This is a genomic window from Limnochorda sp. L945t, assembly GCF_035593305.1.
GTDB lineage: Bacteria > Bacillota > Limnochordia > Limnochordales > Geochordaceae > Carboxydichorda > Carboxydichorda subterranea.
Genome location: NZ_CP141615.1, coordinates 2562707 through 2580461, shown reverse-complemented (window position 1 = coordinate 2580461; position 17755 = coordinate 2562707). Strand labels below are relative to the sequence as shown.

Here is a 17755-nt window from a genome sequence, read left to right as displayed (position 1 = left end):
CAAGCCCGGTACCTGCCCCACGGGCTTCACACGCGCATCAGTTCATCGAGCAGGCGCGGCCGCCCGTTGCCCACGGGCGGCAAGCAGCTCTTCCCACCGCGGCGGCGTGATGGGCCGGTCGAAGCTGCGCAGCTCGGCCAGGCGGAAGCCGTGGCGGCGCGCCAGCTCCTGCATCCACCGGATGGTCTCGATGGTGAGGTCGGCGCCCAGGCTGGTGTGGTGGTAGTGGTGCTCTAGGGCCAGCATCATGGTCTCGGACATGCAGGCGTAGGCCAGGCCCTGCTCGTAGCCGAAGTACCATCCGAAGTCGGGGCGCCCCGGCACCTCGATCACGCCGCCATCGATGACCAGCACGTCCGGGCGCTCCCGCTCCACCCGGCGGCTCACGTTGGGCGGCCGGGACATGTCGCACACCACCGCCCCCGCCGCCAGCATCTCCGGCCCCACGAACTCCTCGGCCGAGTTGGTGGCGATCACCACGAGCTGCGCTTCGGACAGGGCAGCGGCGGCGTCCGTGGTCACCGTGACCTGCCGCTCGGGGTCGCTCCCCGGGTAGCCGGCCGCCTCGTCGCGCACCGCCACGAGACGCTGCAGGCCGCGCTGGCCCGAGGTGGGGTTACCGACCAGCGTCAGGCCGGCCACGTGGGGGGCGAGCAACAGCGCCGTGGCCCGCCCGATCGCGCCGCCGGCCCCGACCACCGCGGCCTGTGCCCGGCGCACGTCCACCCCGAGGCGCCGAGCCCCTTCCATCAGCGCCTCGATGGCCGCGGCCACGGTATAGCTGTTGCCCGTGGTCACCGCGACGCCCAGGTCGGTGACCTGCAGCCCGCCCCGGGATGCGATGGCCGTGTAAGCCCCCAGCCCGACGATGCGGGCTCCCCGGTCCCGGCCGAGCAAGACCGCCTGGCGGATGAGATCCAGCACCTCGGCCCGGTTGCCCCCGATGATCTGCCCGGTGGTGCGGGGCACCACGATGAACTCGCCGTAAGCGCTCCGGCCGGCCGACGAGGTGAAGCGGGTCCTCCCGATGACGAAGGGCTCCAGCATCGGGTTGAACCGGTCGGCGAGTTGCTCCAGCTCTTCCTGCGACAGCGCCGCCAGCGCCTCGTCGAACTCCCGGTAGTTGTCGACGTCGAGCGGATGCACCAGGAAGGCGAAGCGGCCTTCCTCGGCGTCTCCCGAAGGGTGCGCCAGGTGCCCGTTGGGAGCCGGCAAAGCGCCGGCCGCCCCGGCCGGGAACGACGGATCGTGCCAGGGAGGCTGCTCCTTTGAGCTGCCTGCCTCAGCGGAAGTGCCGCTCGCGGCCTGGTGCGTCGGGACGCCGGCAGGTCCGGCGTGCCGCGAAGGTCCCTCACCGAGCAGGTGGCGCAGCAACTCGCCGGTGCGGCCGGCTGCTACCAGGGCCACGACCCGCTCGATCGCCTCGAGGGCGATGCCGGCCTGCTCTGCGGTCAAGGTCAACGGCGGCTCGATGCGGATCACGCTCTGGCCGTTGAGGGTGGGGGCGACCCGCACGCCTTCGACGTCCAGGAGGTGGCTGGCGATGACCGGGGTCAGGAGCTCTTGCTCCGACATCACGGGCAGGAGCGTGCCAGGGGTGCGCCCGGAGAAAGTGCCCGGGGCGACGTGAAACTCGATGCCGAGCATGAGCCCTCGCCCGCGCACCTCTCGCACCACGTGCGGGTAGCGCGCGGCGATGGCCCGGAGCCCCTGCTCGAGCTGGCGGCCCCGCTCCCGCACCCGGGCCAGCAGGGCGCCATCGTCCCTGGTGAGCAGATCGAGCGCGGCGAGCCCCGCCCGGCAGGCGAGCGCCCCGCCTGCGAACGTGGAAGAGTGTTTGGTGAAGAAGGCCTCGCTCGCCGCCGCTTCGGTGGCGAGGCAGGCGCCGATGGGCACCAGCCCCCCGCCGAGCGCCTTCGCCAGGGTCATGACGTCGGGCGTGACGCCCTCCTCTTCGCAGGCGAACAGCCTTCCCGTGCGTCCCAGCCCCGTCTGGATCTCGTCGAAGACGAGCAACACCCCGTGACGGGCCGTGATCTCCCGGGCCGCCCGCAAATAGCCGGGCGGCGGCACCACGATCCCGCCCTCCCCCTGGATGGGCTCCACGATGAACGCCGCGTACTCCCTGGGGCGGCTTTCGAGGGCCTGCTCGAGCACCGAGGCGTCCCCGTAAGGAATGAAGTCGAACCCCTCGACGGGTGCGCCGAAGGGCCCCTGGTAGGCAGGCCTGCCCGTGGCGGAGAGAGCTCCCAGGGTCTTGCCGTGGAAGCTGTTGAACGTGGCGAGGATGCGGCGCCGGCCGGTGGCCGCCCGGCACATCTTGATGGCCGCCTCGATCGCCTCCGCCCCGGAGTTGGTGAACGTCACGTAACGCAGGGGCTTCGGAGCAAGGGCCACGAGACGCTCGGCGAGGGCTCCCGCCGCTTCCAGCAGCGAGGGCTGTACGAAGCTCGGCTCCCGGCGGTCCCGCACCGCCATCAGGGCGTCCCAGATCTCCGGCGGGTTGTAGCCGAAGGGAAGCGCCCCATAGTTGGCGATGCAGTCGAGGTAGCGGCGTCCGTGCTCGTCCCACAGCCAGGCACCCTCGCCCCGCACGAAGCGCTTGTCCATGCGGAGCCGCTCGAGCAAGCGGCCGACCTCCGGGTTGACCAGCGAGACGAAGGGGTGGGACGCGGCAGGCCGGCTACTCATGGATGACCCTCCCACGTGGAGCTTGCACGGGATGTGCACGATTTTGTGCACATCCCGTATGGCGGCATTATACCCGCCAGCCCCCCGCAACACAACCCTGCGGTCCTTGCGCGGGCCGTCGCTGGTCGGATACCCTTAACCCGTGGCGTTTGCCACGAAACGCCTGCTCGTGAGGTGTCCGCACGATCGAAGGGAGTGTCCGAGCTGCCGTCCGTCGAGACCGGTGTGGGTGCGCCCCCGGCGACCGTCGCCGTGCACTCGGAGGCGTGGTTGTGGATCCCCTTCCTGGCCATGGTGGCGGGTGCCCTGGCGCTCGACCTGGGGGTGTTCAACCGCAAGGCGCACGCCCCGTCGACCCGGGAGGCCACCGCCTGGTCGGTGGGGTGGATCGGTCTCGCCCTGGCCTTCAACATCCTCGTCTACTTCTGGCTGGGGAGAAGAGTGGCGCTGGAGTTCCTCGCCGGGTACCTCATCGAGAAGTCGCTGAGCGTGGACAACATCTTCGTGTTCCTCATGGTCTTCTCGTATTTCTCCGTCCCCCGGGAGTACCAGCACCGGCTGCTCTTCTGGGGCGTCCTGGGGGCCATCCTCATCCGGGGTGCGTTCGTGGTGGCCGGAGCGGCGCTGCTCGCCGCCTTCCACTGGGTCAACTACCTGTTCGGCGGCTTCCTCGTCTACACGGGCATCCGGATGGCAGCGCAGAAAGACCACCATATCGAGCCGGAGCGGCATCCGGTCTTCCGCCTGGCGCGGCGTCACCTGCCCATGACGGAGCGGTTCCACGGGGCCGCCTTCTTCGTGAGGGAGCGGGGGCGGCTGCTGGCGACGCCCCTGGTGCTGGTGCTCATTTTCGTCGAGTTGACCGACGTGGTCTTCGCCATCGACTCGGTCCCTGCGGTCTTCGCCGTGAGCTCGGATCCCTTCATCGTTTACACGTCCAACATCTTCGCCATCCTGGGCTTGCGGGCGCTCTACTTCCTGCTCGCCGGGATCATGCCGCTGTTCCGGTTCCTGAAGTACGCGCTGGCCGTGATCCTGTCCTTCGTGGGGGTGAAGATGGCGGCGGCCAGCGTGCTGGAGGTGCCCATCGGGGTCTCTCTGGGGGTGATCTTCGGGGTCCTGGCCGTGGCCGTGGTCGCCTCGGTACTGTTGCCTGCCCCAGGGCCGGCCGCGGCTCGCGACGAGCAGGGCAGGCAGCCGGTGACCGGCTCCCCGCAGGCTCCCGGCGGGCAGCGAGAGCCCGGGACCGCATGAGCGCAGCAGCGGGCCGGAGCGCCGGGGACCGAGCGGCCTCAGCCGTGCGGGCGGCTGCTCCGTGGCCGAGGCGCCGGCATCCGCTCCCCGTAAGGCAGGGGGATGTACTGGACGGTCGGCCTGCGCTGGGCAGGCTGGGGAAAGAGGTCCATGAGCTCGTACACCTCGGCCGGCATGTCGTCGCTGACGGGCAGACCGAGCTCTCTTGCCTGCTCGAAGGTGATGGGGTAGTCGTGGGTCCACCGCCCGGTACCGAGCACCTCGGCGAGGCGCTCCGCCTTCTCCTGCGGCATGCCGTTGGCCGTGGTGAGACGGATGACGAGATCGCGCACCTGGGCGAGGGCCTTTCTGGCCATCTGCGCCAGGATGAGGGTCTGGTCGTCGATCTCGCTGGCGGGCTTGGTCTCCAGCACCTTCAAGATGTCGGCGGCGGCGAAGTTGCCGATCTGCGGGTCGACGGGGCCGAGCACGGCGTTGGGGTCCATGACCACCTCATCGGCGGCGAGCGCAAGGAGCGTCCCGCCGGACATGGCATAGTGCGGGATGAAGACGGTGACCCTGCCGGTGCGGTTGATGAGAGCGTGGGCGATCTGCTCGGTGGCCAGCACCAGGCCGCCGGGTGTATGCAGGATGAGGTCGATGGGCATCTCGGGCGGGGTGAGCTTGATGGCCCTCAGGATCTCCTCGGAGTCGTTGATGTCGATGTAGCGCGCGATGGGGATCCCCAGGAAGGCCACCGACTCCTGGCGATGGATGAGCGTGATGACGCGGCTGTGCCGCCGCATCTCCAGGCGGCGGATGGTGCGGATGCGCTGGGCCTCGATGGCGCGCTGGCGAAGCGCAGGCGATAGGGACGAGATGAGCAAGAAGATCCAGAACAGGTCGAACAGGCTGAACGTCATGGGAAAAGCCCGCCCTTCCGTGGCGGCCGGTACATGGGTGTCCCGGTTGTTTTCTTATTCTGCCGGAAAGCGCCGAGCGCCTGCCGCCCAGGCCGAGGCCCGGGACCAGGTCCCTTCAGTGGCGGATGCCCTGCGCCGGCGGCTCCGGGAAAGCAAGGGGCCCGGCCGCCCGCCGGTGACCCTCGGAGAGCTGGTCGACCTGGCGCGGGAGCAAGGGTTTGGCCTGCTCTTCGCGGTGCTGGCGCTGCCCACGCTGATCCCGGTGCTTCCGCCGGGCACGGCGGCCTTTGTCGGGCTGTTGTTCGTTGGGCTGGGGGTGCAGCGCGCCCTGGGCCTGCGCCACCCGTGGCTTCCCCGGCGGGTGCGACGATGGACGCTCGGGGAGCAGGCCGCCGAGTTTCTGGAGGCCAGGGTGTTGCCCCGCCTCGAGCGGATCGAGCGGGCCTCGCAGCGGCGGCTCACGATGGCGCTGACCGAGCCGGTGTACCGGGCGGCGGCCCTTTCGGTCGCCGTCCTCGGCGTTCTCATGGTGGCGCCCCTGCCCTTCTTCAACACCCTGCCCGCCCTGGTGGTGCTGGTCGTGGGGGTCGGGTTCCTGCGCCGGGACGGGGTGTTCGTGCTGGTCGGGATGGGGGCGGCCTACGCGCTGGCGGCGGTGGTCGTCGGGCTGGTGGCCGGGGGGTTGCTGGCGGTGGGGTCCGGGGCGTTGATGAGCGTGCTGGGGCCGCTCGGGCGGTGGCTGTGGCCCGGGTGGCAGGAGTAGACGCGCTTGGCGGCAGCCGGGCCTCTTCGGCGGTCTTCTTTCGGCAATCCGGGGCAGACGGAGGACATGCGATCATGAACGGCTCGAAGCGAACGATCGAGGCAGGAGGCGGGGCAAAGGCGGCAGCAGGCGACCGCCCCCTGGCCACCATGGTGGTGCTGGAAGGGGACGAGACCGGGCAGGAGCTCCTGGAGGAGGCGCTCCGCGTGCTCGACCCCCGGGTGACCAGGGTACCTCTGGAGTTCGTGCGGTTCGATCTGAGCCTGGAAAACCGCCGCCTCACCCAGAACCAGGTGGTGCTGGAGGCCGCCGAGGCGCTGCGCAAGGCGGGGCTGGGGCTCAAGGCGGCGACCATCACGCCCGAGGGGCGAGACGACGTGGGCAGCCCCAACGCCATCCTGCGGGCCGCCATCGACGGCACGGTCATCGTGCGGACGGGGCGGGTCATCCCGGGGGTCAGGCCCGTCGCGGGGGTGAACGCGCCCATCAGCGTCATCCGGATGGCCGTCGGTGACGCCTACGGTGCCCGGGAGTGGCGAGAACGGTCCGGCCAGGACGAGATCGCGCTCCGCACCGAAACCATCAGCCGGAGGGTGTGCAGGGCGGTGGCCGAGTTTTCGTTCTTGCAGGCCAAGCGGCTCGGCGGCAAGGTCTTCGGCGGGCCCAAGTACACCGTGAGCCCCATCTACGAGGGCATGCTCAAAGAGGAGATGGATGCGGCGGCGAGCCGCCACCCTGACGTGCCGTACGAGCCGCAGCTCATCGACGCGACCTACGCGCTGCTGCTGTCGCACACGGGAGAGCCGTTGGTCATCCCTGCCCTCAACCGCGACGGCGACTGCCTGAGCGACCTGGTGCTGCAGATGTTCGGCACGATTGCCGGGTCGGAGTCGCTGCTGTTGTCGATGGATGAGCAGTTGCAGGTGAAGTGCGTCATGGCTGAGGCTCCCCACGGTACGGCACCTCGTCTGCGGGGCCGCAACGTCGCCAACCCCCTGGCCATGATCCTGGCCGGCGCGGCCCTGTTGAGCTACGTGCCCGGCGGCGCAGGCCAGAGGGCATCGCGGGCCATCTACGAGGCGGCGCTCGAGGCGGTGCGGGCAGGGGTGCGAACGGTCGACCTGGGCGGGCAGGCGACGACCACGGAGTTTACCGACGAGGTCATCGAGCGGGTGAGGGCCAAACTGGAGGTGTGGGAGAGCCTGCGATTACAGGCCTGAGGGCTGCCTGCCGGATGGGGGCAGGGCGAGAGGACGCGGGTCGGTCCACCTGGTATATACCAGTTTGGATAGCATCACCGGGGAGCGTGACATCGTTGGCCTACTCCGCAATCGACGCAGCGCGGCTCGAGCAGTGGCTCCGCGTCGGCGCGGATCGCCTGCCCGGCCATCCCGAGGCGCGCATCCGCCTGCAGATCCTCCCGACGCCGGAGGACGTCCACCGGCACTTTGCCCAAAGCGTGTTCGACGAGATCGCGGCCAACAACCGGGAAGGCCGCCCGACCCGGCTCATCGTTCCCTGCGGGCCGAGAGAGCCGATCCCCATCCTGGCCCGCATGGTCAATGAGCGCCGGCTGAGCCTGCGTAACGTGCACCTCTTCCACATGGACGAGCACCTCGACTGGCAGGGGCGGCCGTATCCCCTGGACAGCCCCTGGAGCTTCGAGGGCTGGTGGCGCCGCCACTTCTACGACGTGGTCGACCCGGAGCTCAACGTGCCCGAGTCGCAGAGGCATTTCCCGTCACCTTACGACCTGGACGGCATGGCCAGGGCCATCGATGCGGCCGGGGGAATCGACACGGCTTACGGCGGCATCGGCTTCCACGGGCACATCGCCTACAACGAGCCGCCGCTCGCTCCGTGGCCGGTGGTCTCGGCCGAGCAGTTCCGCCAGTCGACGACCCGCATCGTGAGCCTCAACGTCGACACCATCATCGCCATGGCCCAGCGGGAAGCCGGCGGGGCCGTGCAGCTCGTGCCGACCATGGCCATCACCCTGGGCATGCGGGAGATCCTGGCCGCCCGGCGCATCCGCCTCTACAGCACCACGGGGGCGTGGAAGCAGACGGCTCTGCGCATCGCGCTCTTCGGCCCGGTGACGGTGGAGTACCCGGTGACGTTTTTGCAGGAGCACCCGGATGCGCTCATCGTGGTGGACCGGGCGACGGCCGAGCCCCCGGAGTGGGCCTACTGAGAGCCCGGGAGTGATGCCTGCGAGGCGCCCGGGGCGCCGGCCCCAGGGGCCCGCAGGCCGGAGAGCACGACCTCGGCGAAGTGCTCGGCGATGACGCGCGGGGAGGCTCGCCCTTCGGGCCGGTACCAGCGGTACATCCAGTTGCACATCCCGAGGATGGCGAAGGCGACCAGGGAGAGATCCAGGTCGGAGCGGAAGCGGCCGGCCTGGGCTCCCCGGCGCAGCAGCTGCAGCCACAGTGCCCGGTAGCGGCGGTGCAAGGCCATGATCCGGGAGCGGTACGGCTCGCCCAGGAAGTCGAAGCGCTCCTGGGCGATCACGAAGAGGTGCGGGTAGTACTCCGCCGAGCTTTCGATGTGGCGGCGGATGGCCTCCCGCACTCCGGTCCCCGGATCCACTTCCTGCTCGAGGACCGCCTCCAGCGCCCCGACCAGCTTTTGCAGCGGCGTCTGGATCACCTCGAAGAGCAGCTGGTCCTTGCTCTCGAAGTAGTAGTAGAGGCTTCCCTTGAGCATCCCCACTGCCTGGGCGACGTCGGCCATGGAGGTGCGGTGGAACCCTTGCTCGTTGAAGATCCGGGCGGCAGCCGCCACGATCTCCTGCCGCCGCTCCCTGCTCATCAGCCCCTCACCCGGGCACCAGGGATTCGACACCGGCGGGCAGGCACCTACCTAACGTTTGATTGGAGCTAGAACCGTACGCCCAGCCCCACCACCACGCCCCGGCGGTTGTGCCAGCCGGCCGAGAGGTAGCTCCACGGAAAGTCCCACCGCAGCCCCAGACCCCAGGTGATGTGGAACTCGGCGGGCACAGGCTGCCAGTTGGCAGTGGGGATGACGGCGAAGGGTCCGGTGGTCCATGGCAACGCCGAAGAGGCCTGTTGTTCGGCCATGGGCTGCCAGGCGCCGCCAACGCTGCCCTCGAGGGAGAGTTCGGGGCTCAGGGGTGCTGCCAGCTTGAGGTAGAGCTCCCACTCCGGGCCGTTCTTGACGAGCTCGGGGTTGTCGACGGGCCCCCGCGAGTTCGGATCGAGCGGCGCCGCCGTCAATCGCACCGAGCCGCCCATCGCGACGGTCCGGCTGCCGCCCTCGATGCCGAGGCTCCAGATGCCAGTGGGGTCCACGCCTGCCGATAGCCCCAGCCGCGCTCGCGGCGGCCCGGCGCGCCGCGGCGAAACCGGCGGAGGTTGTTGCAACCTCGGCGGCGGGGGAGGCGGCGGGGTGTAGCGCTCCCGCTCGTCGGCCTGCCACACCACCTCGACGACCTGGCGCTCCCCGGCAGAGACGTGCACCCGCAGCGACCGCTCCGGGTAGTCGTCGAGCCGGACGGCGATCCGGTGCCAGCCGGGACGCACGCTGGTCTCGGTCGGGGTGATCCCGACGTAGTCGCCGTCCACGTAGGCCCGGGCGCCGGGAGGGCTGGTGTCGATGGTGAGCGTGCCCCAGCCCCCATACATGGGGGGTGGCGGTGGTGGCGGAGGAGGCGGGGGCGGCGGGGGCGAGGGAGGTCCCGGCGTCACCACATAAAAACCCGTCCAGGCTACGGCCCACCCCGCCCCGGAGGCCTGCAGCATGCGCTCGACCCGCCGCTTCACCTCGGGGCCGCTCTTGCCAATCTCCGGGAAGGGAGAGGTCGCGAACGCTCCCGACGGGGCGAGCTCCAGGGGGTGCAAGGAGGCGATGATCTGCAGGTACTCCGCCCCCGCCGGCCCCCGTACCACGAAACTGTAGCCGCGCCGCGGCAGCGAGTGGGTGCCCGCCTGCACGAAGTTGTCGGGCTCGTAGCGGTTGGGGAAGATGAGGCGCACGTTGCCGGCGGTGTCCAGGTCGTAAATGTACACGTACGCAGGCGCGCTCACGAAAAAGCTGACCTTCAGCTTGTCGCCGTCGCGGTAGCGGGCCCGGTCCGTCCAGATCCCGGTGCGCAGGTCCGAGGGACCGGGCTGGACGATGATGGCCTCCGGCTTGAGCGGCGGCGTGCCTTCCTCGACGGCGGCCTTGGCGCCGTCCTCACCGGAGTCGGCCGTCGCTGCGGGCGCCCACGGCCCTGCCGTCAACGCCGCGGCCGTGAGCAGCACCCATGCCACGGCGATGCGTCCGATGCTCGATGCGGGCGCTCGGCCCCTGCGGGCCTGCGCCGCTCGTTCAGCGCTCAAGGTCCACCTCCAGTCGCAGCGCCTCGACGTCGTCGAGGTTGATGCGCGTCCGCCATGTCTTGTACCCGGGCTGCACGATCTCGATGGAGTGGTCGCCCTGCTCCACGAGCTTGCGCACCGGCGTCCGCCCGAGGAACCGCCCGTCCACGTACACCGCCGCGTCGTCCGGCCGGGAGTCGATGCTGAGCTCCACCCACGACGCCGCCCGCACCACCACCCACTGGCTGGCCGAGTCCGAGGTGCGGCGGTTGTCCGTCACGGTGAGGGTCACGAGGTAGCGGCCGGGCTGGTCGAAAGTCCAGGAGATTCTCTCTCCATAGGCGTCCGGGCGCCGATCGCCGTCGATGTCCCACGCGTAGCGGGTGATGAAACCGTCCCGATCGTACGAGCCGCGGGCGTCCAGCGTCACCGGGCTACCGGCCACAGGGGTGTCCGGTGCCACTTCGAACCGCGCCACCGGCGCCTCATTGAAGGACGGCGGAGGCGGCGGAGGCGGCGGGGCCTCGGGCCCCTCGACGCGGAACGACGTCCACGCGACCGACCACTGCCCGGAGGGCACCACTGCTTCGATGCGCTGGATGATCCGTTGCCGGATCCCCGTGGGCTCCTTCGCTTCAGGGAACGTCTCCTGGGAGAAGAGCTGCGGGCCGGACACGCCGCCGGACGTGGCCCCGAACGGGTCGAGGGAGTCGACGGGGGCCAGCGAGGCGATGGCCTGCAGGTACTCGACCCCCGGTCGCCCCGCGATGCGAAGCGTGTAGCCGCCTCCGGGCAGGCGCGTCGTCCCGGCCGGCAGGTGGTTGCTGCGCTCGTAACGGTTGGGCAAGAGCAGGCGGACCTGGCCTTCCGTGTCCATGTCGACGATGTACACGTAGGCGGGCCGGTTGAGCTCGATGGTGATCACGATGCTGTCGCCCGGCCGATACGAAGGCCGGTCCGTCGTGATCCCGACTTTCAACTGCGAGGAGGGCGGCGGCTGGATGATGATCGCCTCCGGGCCCACGCTCCCGCCCTTCTGGGCCAGCGCCGGCATGGCCGGCGCCCCGGCGCAGGCCAACGGGATCAACATCCATCCGGCCAGCGACATGACCGTTCCCCAGGCCCGGGCACGGCACCGTCTCCTCATGACGGGGCACACCCCCCGAAAGCATCTTCGCACCCACCGGAGGGAAACTCAGGCGTTCCCGTTAAAGATCTATCGGCGATCCACCCGTGGGTAACGGGGGAGGAGATGGGGGTTCACAGCGTCCAGAGCCAGTCCCAGCTGGTAGAGCGCCTCGCGCGGCGCTGCCGGGAGCACCCGCTCGATCCCCTGACCGTGGTGGTGCCTTCCTGGGCCGCGGCCTTGCAGGTGCTGCGGCGGCTGGCGGAGCGGCTGGAAGGCCGCTCGTGCCTGGGGCTGTACCTGCTGACCCCCGGCCAGCTGGCGGCCCGCCTGGCCGGATGGCCCGCAGGCGCGACTGGGCTCCGGGCACTCCCGCCCCACGGGCTGCTCGTGCTGGTCCAAGAGATGCTCGAGCAGTCCGCTCCCGCGTACTTCGACGCCATCCGTGACCGGCCGGGGCTGGCGCGGGTGCTGGCGCGCACCGTGAGCTTCCTGCGCCATCACGGGGTGCCGCCGTCGCGCCTTCGGGAACTGGCCGCCGCAGTGGCGTCCGAGGATCGGGCCCGGTGGGAGGCGATCGCCACGGTGTACGAGGCGATCAGCGAGCGACTCGTGCCGGTGGGCGGCATGCGAGGCGGCGGGGAGTGGGCCGACGGGGCGGCCGTCTGGTGGATGGCCTGCCAGGCCGTCAGGGCGGGCGAAGCCGCCAGGCGGCTGGGAGGCGCCGGCCTCATCCTCTGGGGTGTCGACGCGCTGTACGACCCCGGCCATCTGTGGCACCTGCTTCGGGCGTCGCTGGTGGCGGCCGGGTCGGGCACGAAGGTGGAGGAGATCGGGCTGCCGGGCGCGGGCGAAGCGGGCGAAGCGTCTTGCGCCGGGGCGGTGCAGGCGGCTTCGGTCACGATCGTCTCGGCGACGGACGAGGTGCGGGAGGGGCAGCTGGCGGCCCAGGCCGTCCTGGATGCGGCACGAAGGGGCGTGCCGTTGGCCCGCGTGGCGGTCGTCGTGCGCTCCAGGGATGCCGCCGGGCCGGTGCTGGACGCGCTCGCGCGAGCGGGCGTGGAGCCCTTCGCCCCCGGCGTGCGGCGCGTGGCCGAGTTGCCCGGGGCGCGGGCTTTGCTCGGCTGGCTCGAAGTAACGGAGCAAGGGCTACCCCGCGCCCAGACCATCGAATGGCTGGCCTCGTCGCCGTTGCGCCCGGAATGGCTGGGCTCGATCGAGGATCGGTGGATGCCCGTGGCCTGGGACGCCCTGTCAGCCCGGGCGGGGATCACGGCGGGCCTCGACGCCTGGGAGCGCCGGATTGCCGAGGCGACCTCCGTGCTGCAGGAGGAGCCGGGGTGGCCGGACTTTGCCCGGGCGGCCCGGACACTGGTCGCCCGTGCCAGGCAGTGGCCGCAGGAGAGCTCCTGGGCAGGGTGGGCCGCGGCATGCAGCCGCTTCGTGCAGGAGGCGCTCCGGCCGGGCGAAGCGATGCAGCAGCTGATGGGGCTGCTCCAGGGCCTTTCGGAGCTGGACGCGCTGGTGGGCGCTGAGGAGAAAGCCCGGGTCGCGCCCGCGCGCTTTCGCGAGATCCTGGCCAGCGCTCTACACGGCGCCGCCATCCCCACCGGGCACTTCGAGCAGGGGCGCCCGGCCGTGCTGGATGCCCCGCTGGCCGCAGGCTGCAGCTTCGACACGGTCGTGGTCGCCGGCCTCAACGACCCCGGCTGGCCCCGGCCCGCAGAGCAGGACCCTCTCCTGGGAGTGGCGGACCTCCAGCGGCTCGGTCTGGGCACCGCGGGAGAGCGGGCCGCCTGGCACGCTCGCCGGGAAAGGCTCTACTTCGCGGCGGCGGTCGGGGCCGCCGAGCGCCTCTTGCAGGTGAGCTGGCCCCGGGCGGAGGCCATCTCCGGGAGAGAGCGCGTGCCCTCGCCGCTGCTGCGGTGGCTGCAGCAGGAGGCGCCTGCGGTACAGGAGCGGCAGAGCGGGGGGGCCTCGCTCGATCCGCTCGACCTCGCCTCGTTCGATGCCCACCTCGCCGCCCGCCTGGGTGCCAGGGCGGAGCCCTATCTCGCCTCCCGCTACCCCCGGGCGGCTGCAGGGGCCCTGGCGCAACGGCAGCGCTGGAGCCGGAGCCTGACCGAGTGGGACGGCCTGGTGGAGGCGGTAGCGCAGGCAACGGATGCGTCGCAGCCGGCAACCCTCGAGCTCACGCCGACCGGGCTCGAACGGTACGCCCGCTGCCCCCGGGCCTACTTCTTCGAACGGGCGCTGGGTATCTCGGAGGAGGAGGCGCCGGAGGAAGGCGAGGGCCTCGAGGGATTTGCCCGCGGAAGGGTCGTGCACCGGGCCCTGGAGCTCTTTTTCCGCTGGTGGGCGGGTCAGGGCGCCGCCGCGGGCTCTTCCCAGGAGCGGCGTGAGGTGCTCGCTCAGGCCGTGGACCAGGCCGTGGCCCAGAACTACCCCGCCGTGGCCGCTCTGCCGGGGGTGGCCCGCATCCAGCGCGACCTCCTCGTCGAGGCTCTGGCGCGGTTCATCGCCGGGCATGTGGAGGCGCTCCGCCGGGATGGGTGGCAGCCCATCCGGTTCGAGGAGCCGTTCTCCGTGAGGCTGGCCGACCTGGTGCCGGGGCTCGAGGTACGCTTGCGCGGGCGCATCGACCGGGTGGACGAGCAGCGGGCCGGCGAGACGGGCCGCCCGGTGGCGGTCCGGGTCATCGACTACAAGACCTCCCGGCCCCGGACGAGCCTCGACGGGCCCGGCCTGAAGGCCGGTACGGACCTCCAGCTGCCGGTGTACTTGCTCGCCGCAAGCCGGTTGGCCGGTCTCGAAGCCTCGGCCTGCCGGGCCTCGTTTCTCTTCCTGGGGGCGGACGGCACGGCGACGGAGCTTCCTCTGGACGGGGCCGAGTGGGCAGGCTCGTGGCCGCACGTCGAGCGGGCGGTGGCCACCCTGGCGGGCCTGCTGGCGGCCGGCAGCTTCCCGCCCCTGCCGAGAGACGAGCAAGATTGCAGGCGTTGCACCTTTTACGTCGTGTGCGGCCCTGAAGCCCGCCGCCAGGGGGAGCGCAAGGCGAGCGACGCGCTCGTCCGGCCCCTGGTGGATCTGCGCGCTCCGGGCGACCGCTCCGAGACGGGGGGTGGACGTCCATGACCCCGAGCGGTGGGCGCCCCCTGGTCGACGAGGAGGTCCGGCGGGAGGTCGTCGAAGCGATCGGCTCTTCCTTCTGCGTGGAGGCGGCGGCCGGCACGGGCAAGACCTCCCTGCTGGTCGAGCGCATCCTCCACCTGCTCACGAGCGGCATCCGGGCTTCCCAGCTGGCCGCCATCACTTTCACCGAGCTGGCCGCGGCCGAGCTCAAGGCTCGCGTGCGGTCGCGCCTCGAGCAGAGCAGGCATCCTGCCCACCGGCAGGCGCTGCAGGAGATCGAAAGCGCCCAGATTTCCACCATTCACTCCCTGGCCCTCGCCATCTTGAAGGAACGGCCCATCGAGGCCGGCCTGGATCCCGGCTTCGAGACGGCGGATCCATCGGTGGCCGCCGGGCTCTTCGAGGAGCTGTGGCGCCTGTGGCTCAACGAACAGGCCGGCACGCACTCGCGAGCCGGCCCCGGCGAGACCCCCCTGCGGCTGGCGATGGGCGCCGGCCTGGGTCTGGAGGAGCTTCGGGGGGCGGCAATGGCCCTCTACGACCACCGCGACGTGACCCTCGCCGACCCATCCGCCGGGGCCCGGGCCGCCGAAGCGCTGCAGCGGCTGTACGGGGCCCTGCAGCACGCCAGGGATTGCGTACAGGAGCATGGGGCCGAGCTCGAGGCGCTGGTGAAGGGAGCGTGCCGTACGGGCGAGGACGAGCTCGCCAGGGCCGTCTCGGGCTTCGCCCGGGCGCTGTCGGACAACCCCGTCCCCGCGCCTTCGGGCGGTGCAGGAGCTTCGGACGAGGCTTTGCCGTTGGCGGAGGCGCTCGCCTGGGCTACACGTATCGGGGCGGCCCTGCAAAAGGTGAAGAAGCCCGGGAGTCGCCTCGGTGCTCAGAAACATTGGACACGCAAGGAAGACCTCGAAAAGGCCCGAGAGCTCTACCGGGACGTACGGGAAGCGGTCGAGGAGGCCGCCCGCTCGGCCCGGCAAGCTCTGGCCGCGTCGATCGTGGCGTGGCTACGGGGTTTCGTCGAGTGGGCCCAGCAGGAGAAGAAGCGGCGTGGCCAGGCCGACTTCCTCGACCAGCTCTTGTGGTGCCGGGACCTGTTGCGCTCGAGCGTGGCGGCCCGCCGCCACTTCCAGCAGCGGTGGCGGGCGGTGCTGGTCGACGAGTTCCAGGACACCGACCCTCTTCAGGCGGAGATCGTCTTCTTCCTGACGGAACGGGAACCCCGGGCGCACGCCTGGCGGGACGTGGAGGTGGGGCCGGGGCGGCTTTTCCTGGTGGGCGACCCGAAGCAGTCCATCTATCGCTTCCGCCGGGCCGACATCGAGACGTACCGGGATGCGGCGTCGGTGCTGGAGCGGCAGGGACGCCGCGCGACCATCCGGCAGAACTTCCGCACGGTGCCGGCCATCGCCCGGCACGTCAACGCCTTCTTCGAAGCCTGGATGGGCGGCGCGCGGCCGGCCCTCGCCGAGGCGGCCGCCGCCGGCGACGCGGATGCCTGGGGGCGGGGTCCGGTCTTCCAGCCGGCGTACGTGGCTCTGGAGCCGTACCGCCCGGACGAGGTGCCGCCGGGAGCAGAATGGCCGCCCGGCGCGTACCGGCTGCTGCCGGCCGGCAGCGGCGGGACGGGCGAGCTTTCTGCGGACGAAACCCGCCGGCTCGAGGCGCGCCTCGTCGCCGGTGCACTTCAGCACCTGGTGGGCGAAGGAAGGCTGCAGGTCCTGGACGGCGGCGCGTGGCGAACGGCCCGCTGGCGCGACGCGGTGGTGCTCCTGCCCGTCTTCACCGGCATCGAACACCTGGAGAGCGCGCTCGAGCGGGCCGGCGTGCCGTACCGAGTCGTCGGAGGCCGCCTGTTTTACACTCGTACGGAGATCCGGGAGATCTCGCTGGCCCTTTCGGCCGTCTACAACCCCTCGGACGCGCTGGCGGTGCTCGGCACCCTGCGATCGGGCTTCTTCGGGGTGAGCGACGCGCAGCTTTGGGCCTTCCACCGGGCCGGAGGGCGCCTTGGAGGGCTCCGGGTGGACGAAGGCGCGGCCCGGGCGGCACCCCGGGTCGCGGAGGCCCTGGCGGCCATCGGGGAGTGGCACCGGCGATGGGCGACAGGCCGGCCTTCGCAGGTCCTGCGGGGGCTCCTGGACGAAAGCGGCTATCTCGCCTGGCTCCGGCGGCGTCGTGACGCCGGCCAGTCCGTCGCCAACGTGGACAAGCTGGTCGCCCAGGTGACCGCGCTGGAGCAGGCGGGGACGGTCACGCTCGGGGGGCTCGTGCGGTGGTTGCGGGCTCGGGGGCCCGGCGGGCCGGCGCCGGCCGAGGAAGAGGACTCCCCGCTGACCGACGACGAGGAGAGCGTGCGGATCCTCACGGTGCACAAGGCGAAAGGCCTGGAGTTTCCCATCGTCTTCGTGGCCAATTTGGGCGAGCGCCGCTCCGACGTGGGCTCGGCCGTGGTCGACCGGCAGGCGGGGCGGATCGAGCTGCGTCTCGGGCGCTCGGATCTGGGCATCCAGACGGCCGGCTTCGAGGAGGCGGTGGAGCAGGAGAAGCGGCGGCTCCGGGCAGAACGGGTCAGGCTCTACTACGTGGCCCTGACCCGGGCGCGGGACTACCTTTTCCTCTCGGGCCTGCCCCGAGACGGCGGCTTCTGGAAGGAGCTCTCAGACGTGGCGGGCCAGGCGGCGGTCGACGCGCTGCCGGCCGTGACCATTGCGGATGGCGAAGAGAGAGACGAGGCTCCCGGCGGGCGGGAGGCGATCGCGGCGGTGCAGAGGGAGGCGGCCGTCTCCCTGGATCGGCAGGGCGAAGGGCCGGAGGAGGCGGACGACCCCGAGCGGATGGCCCGCCGGTGGCTGGAGCGGCGGCAGGAGCTGCTCCGGCGCGCATCCCAGGGAAGGGCCATCGTGGCGGCGCGCTCGCTGCGGGCGCCGGCATGGCGGGAGGACGCCGTGACGGGCAGCGAGTGGGCAGAGGCGGTGCAGGGCGAGGACGTGCCCGCGAGCGACGCCCCGGTGCCGGCCGGGGACGACGACGGCACGACGCTCGGCCTTGCCTTCCACCAGGTGATGGAGTGGGCGGCCCGGGAAGGGTTCCCGCCGGACCCGGGGTGGGCGCGTATGAAGGCAGAGGCGGCGGCGACCGCCTGGCGGCTGGGCCGGGGGCAGGTGGAGCTGCTCGCGCAGTGGGTGGAGCAGGCATGTCGCGGCCCTGTTGGGGCCCTGGCGCGACGGAGCGCCCGGTGCATGGCCGAGGTCCCTTTCGCGTACGTGGACGACGCAGGGACCCTGGTGGAGGGGCGCATGGACCTGCTGTGTGTCTTGCCCGGGGGCGGTCTCGTGGTCGTCGACTACAAGACGGATGCCGCTCCGGCGTCCGCGCTGCGCAAACACTATGCTGCACAGGCTGAGGCGTACGCCCAGGCCGCGCGGCGAGCGTGCGGGGCGCCTGCCGGGCGGGCGGTCGACGTCTTCCTCTACGCGGCCAGGGCCGGGCAGCTGGTGGTGGCCGAAGGGGCCGGCCGCGAGCCGGCCGAATAGTCTGCGCCAGGTGGAAGTGGGTG

The 17755-nt window shown here is 71.5% G+C and carries 11 protein-coding genes; 6 read left to right on the top strand and 5 right to left on the bottom strand.

The genetic code is table 11. The features are described from left to right. Nucleotides 1–42: 42 nt before the first annotated feature. Nucleotides 43–2691, bottom strand: coding sequence for an aminotransferase class III-fold pyridoxal phosphate-dependent enzyme (locus U7230_RS11935; protein ID WP_324716060.1), 2649 nt, complete (start codon nt 2689–2691; stop codon nt 43–45). 174 nt (nt 2692–2865) lie between these two features. On the opposite strand from U7230_RS11935, the gene U7230_RS11930 reads away from it, so the two are divergent. Further along, nucleotides 2866–3945 (top strand): TerC family protein, encoded by a 1080-nt coding sequence (locus U7230_RS11930; RefSeq protein ID WP_324716059.1) that lies wholly within the window; start codon nt 2866–2868, stop codon nt 3943–3945. 38 nt (nt 3946–3983) lie between these two features. Here U7230_RS11930 and U7230_RS11925 read toward each other — a convergent pair whose 3' ends face one another. Beyond that, the gene (locus tag U7230_RS11925; protein WP_324716058.1) at nt 3984–4847 is read right to left on the bottom strand and encodes an SDH family Clp fold serine proteinase; all 864 of its coding nucleotides are present in this window, start codon (nt 4845–4847) and stop codon (nt 3984–3986) included. Between the two features lie 118 nt (nt 4848–4965). Here U7230_RS11925 and U7230_RS11920 point away from each other — a divergent pair, with 118 nt between their 5' ends. The 3 genes from U7230_RS11920 (at nt 4966) to U7230_RS11910 (ending at nt 7804) form a co-directional block, all read left to right on the top strand. Further along, nucleotides 4966–5610 carry an exopolysaccharide biosynthesis protein gene (locus tag U7230_RS11920; RefSeq protein WP_324716057.1) on the top strand — a complete coding sequence of 215 codons (645 nt, stop codon included), beginning with the start codon at nt 4966–4968 and terminating at the stop codon, nt 5608–5610. A gap of 149 nt (nt 5611–5759) precedes the next feature. Then, entirely contained in the window at nt 5760–6830 is a 1071-nt protein-coding gene (locus U7230_RS11915) for an isocitrate/isopropylmalate family dehydrogenase (RefSeq protein ID WP_404980676.1), read from the top strand. 95 nt (nt 6831–6925) lie between these two features. Then, complete coding sequence (locus tag U7230_RS11910) at nt 6926–7804, top strand: sugar phosphate isomerase family (protein ID WP_324716055.1); 879 nt, start codon at nt 6926–6928, stop codon at nt 7802–7804. Here U7230_RS11910 and U7230_RS11905 read toward each other — a convergent pair. The 3 genes from U7230_RS11905 to U7230_RS11895 all read right to left on the bottom strand — a co-directional run bounded on the left by U7230_RS11905 (nt 7798) and on the right by U7230_RS11895 (nt 11085). Then, entirely contained in the window at nt 7798–8424 is a 627-nt protein-coding gene (locus U7230_RS11905; RefSeq protein ID WP_324716054.1) for a TetR/AcrR family transcriptional regulator, read from the bottom strand. The two genes, U7230_RS11910 and U7230_RS11905, sit on opposite strands and share 7 nt — an antisense overlap. Before the next feature lie 68 nt (nt 8425–8492). Beyond that, entirely contained in the window at nt 8493–9959 is a 1467-nt protein-coding gene (locus U7230_RS11900; RefSeq protein WP_324716053.1) for a DUF4384 domain-containing protein, read from the bottom strand. Beyond that, nucleotides 9949–11085, bottom strand: coding sequence for a DUF4384 domain-containing protein (locus U7230_RS11895; RefSeq protein WP_324716052.1), 1137 nt, complete (start codon nt 11083–11085; stop codon nt 9949–9951). The genes U7230_RS11900 and U7230_RS11895 overlap by 11 nt, the downstream gene beginning before the upstream one ends. Nucleotides 11086–11190: 105 nt before the next feature. On the opposite strand from U7230_RS11895, the gene U7230_RS11890 reads away from it, so the two are divergent. Both U7230_RS11890 and U7230_RS11885 read left to right on the top strand, forming a co-directional pair. Continuing rightward, entirely contained in the window at nt 11191–14199 is a 3009-nt protein-coding gene (locus U7230_RS11890; protein ID WP_324716051.1) for a PD-(D/E)XK nuclease family protein, read from the top strand. Then, entirely contained in the window at nt 14196–17732 is a 3537-nt protein-coding gene (locus U7230_RS11885; protein WP_324716050.1) for a UvrD-helicase domain-containing protein, read from the top strand. Before U7230_RS11890 ends, U7230_RS11885 begins: the two co-directional genes overlap by 4 nt. Nucleotides 17733–17755: the final 23 nt, after the last annotated feature.

Coding starts and splice junctions, on each gene's coding strand:
- U7230_RS11935 (WP_324716060.1), bottom strand. CDS start 2,691: ATGAGTAGCCGGCCTGCCGCGTCCCACCCCTTCGTCTCGCTGGTCAAC.
- U7230_RS11925 (WP_324716058.1), bottom strand. CDS start 4,847: ATGACGTTCAGCCTGTTCGACCTGTTCTGGATCTTCTTGCTCATCTCG.
- U7230_RS11915 (WP_404980676.1), top strand. CDS start 5,760: ATGGTGGTGCTGGAAGGGGACGAGACCGGGCAGGAGCTCCTGGAGGAG.
- U7230_RS11905 (WP_324716054.1), bottom strand. CDS start 8,424: ATGAGCAGGGAGCGGCGGCAGGAGATCGTGGCGGCTGCCGCCCGGATC.
- U7230_RS11895 (WP_324716052.1), bottom strand. CDS start 11,085: ATGAGGAGACGGTGCCGTGCCCGGGCCTGGGGAACGGTCATGTCGCTG.
- U7230_RS11890 (WP_324716051.1), top strand. CDS start 11,191: ATGGGGGTTCACAGCGTCCAGAGCCAGTCCCAGCTGGTAGAGCGCCTC.
- U7230_RS11885 (WP_324716050.1), top strand. CDS start 14,196: ATGACCCCGAGCGGTGGGCGCCCCCTGGTCGACGAGGAGGTCCGGCGG.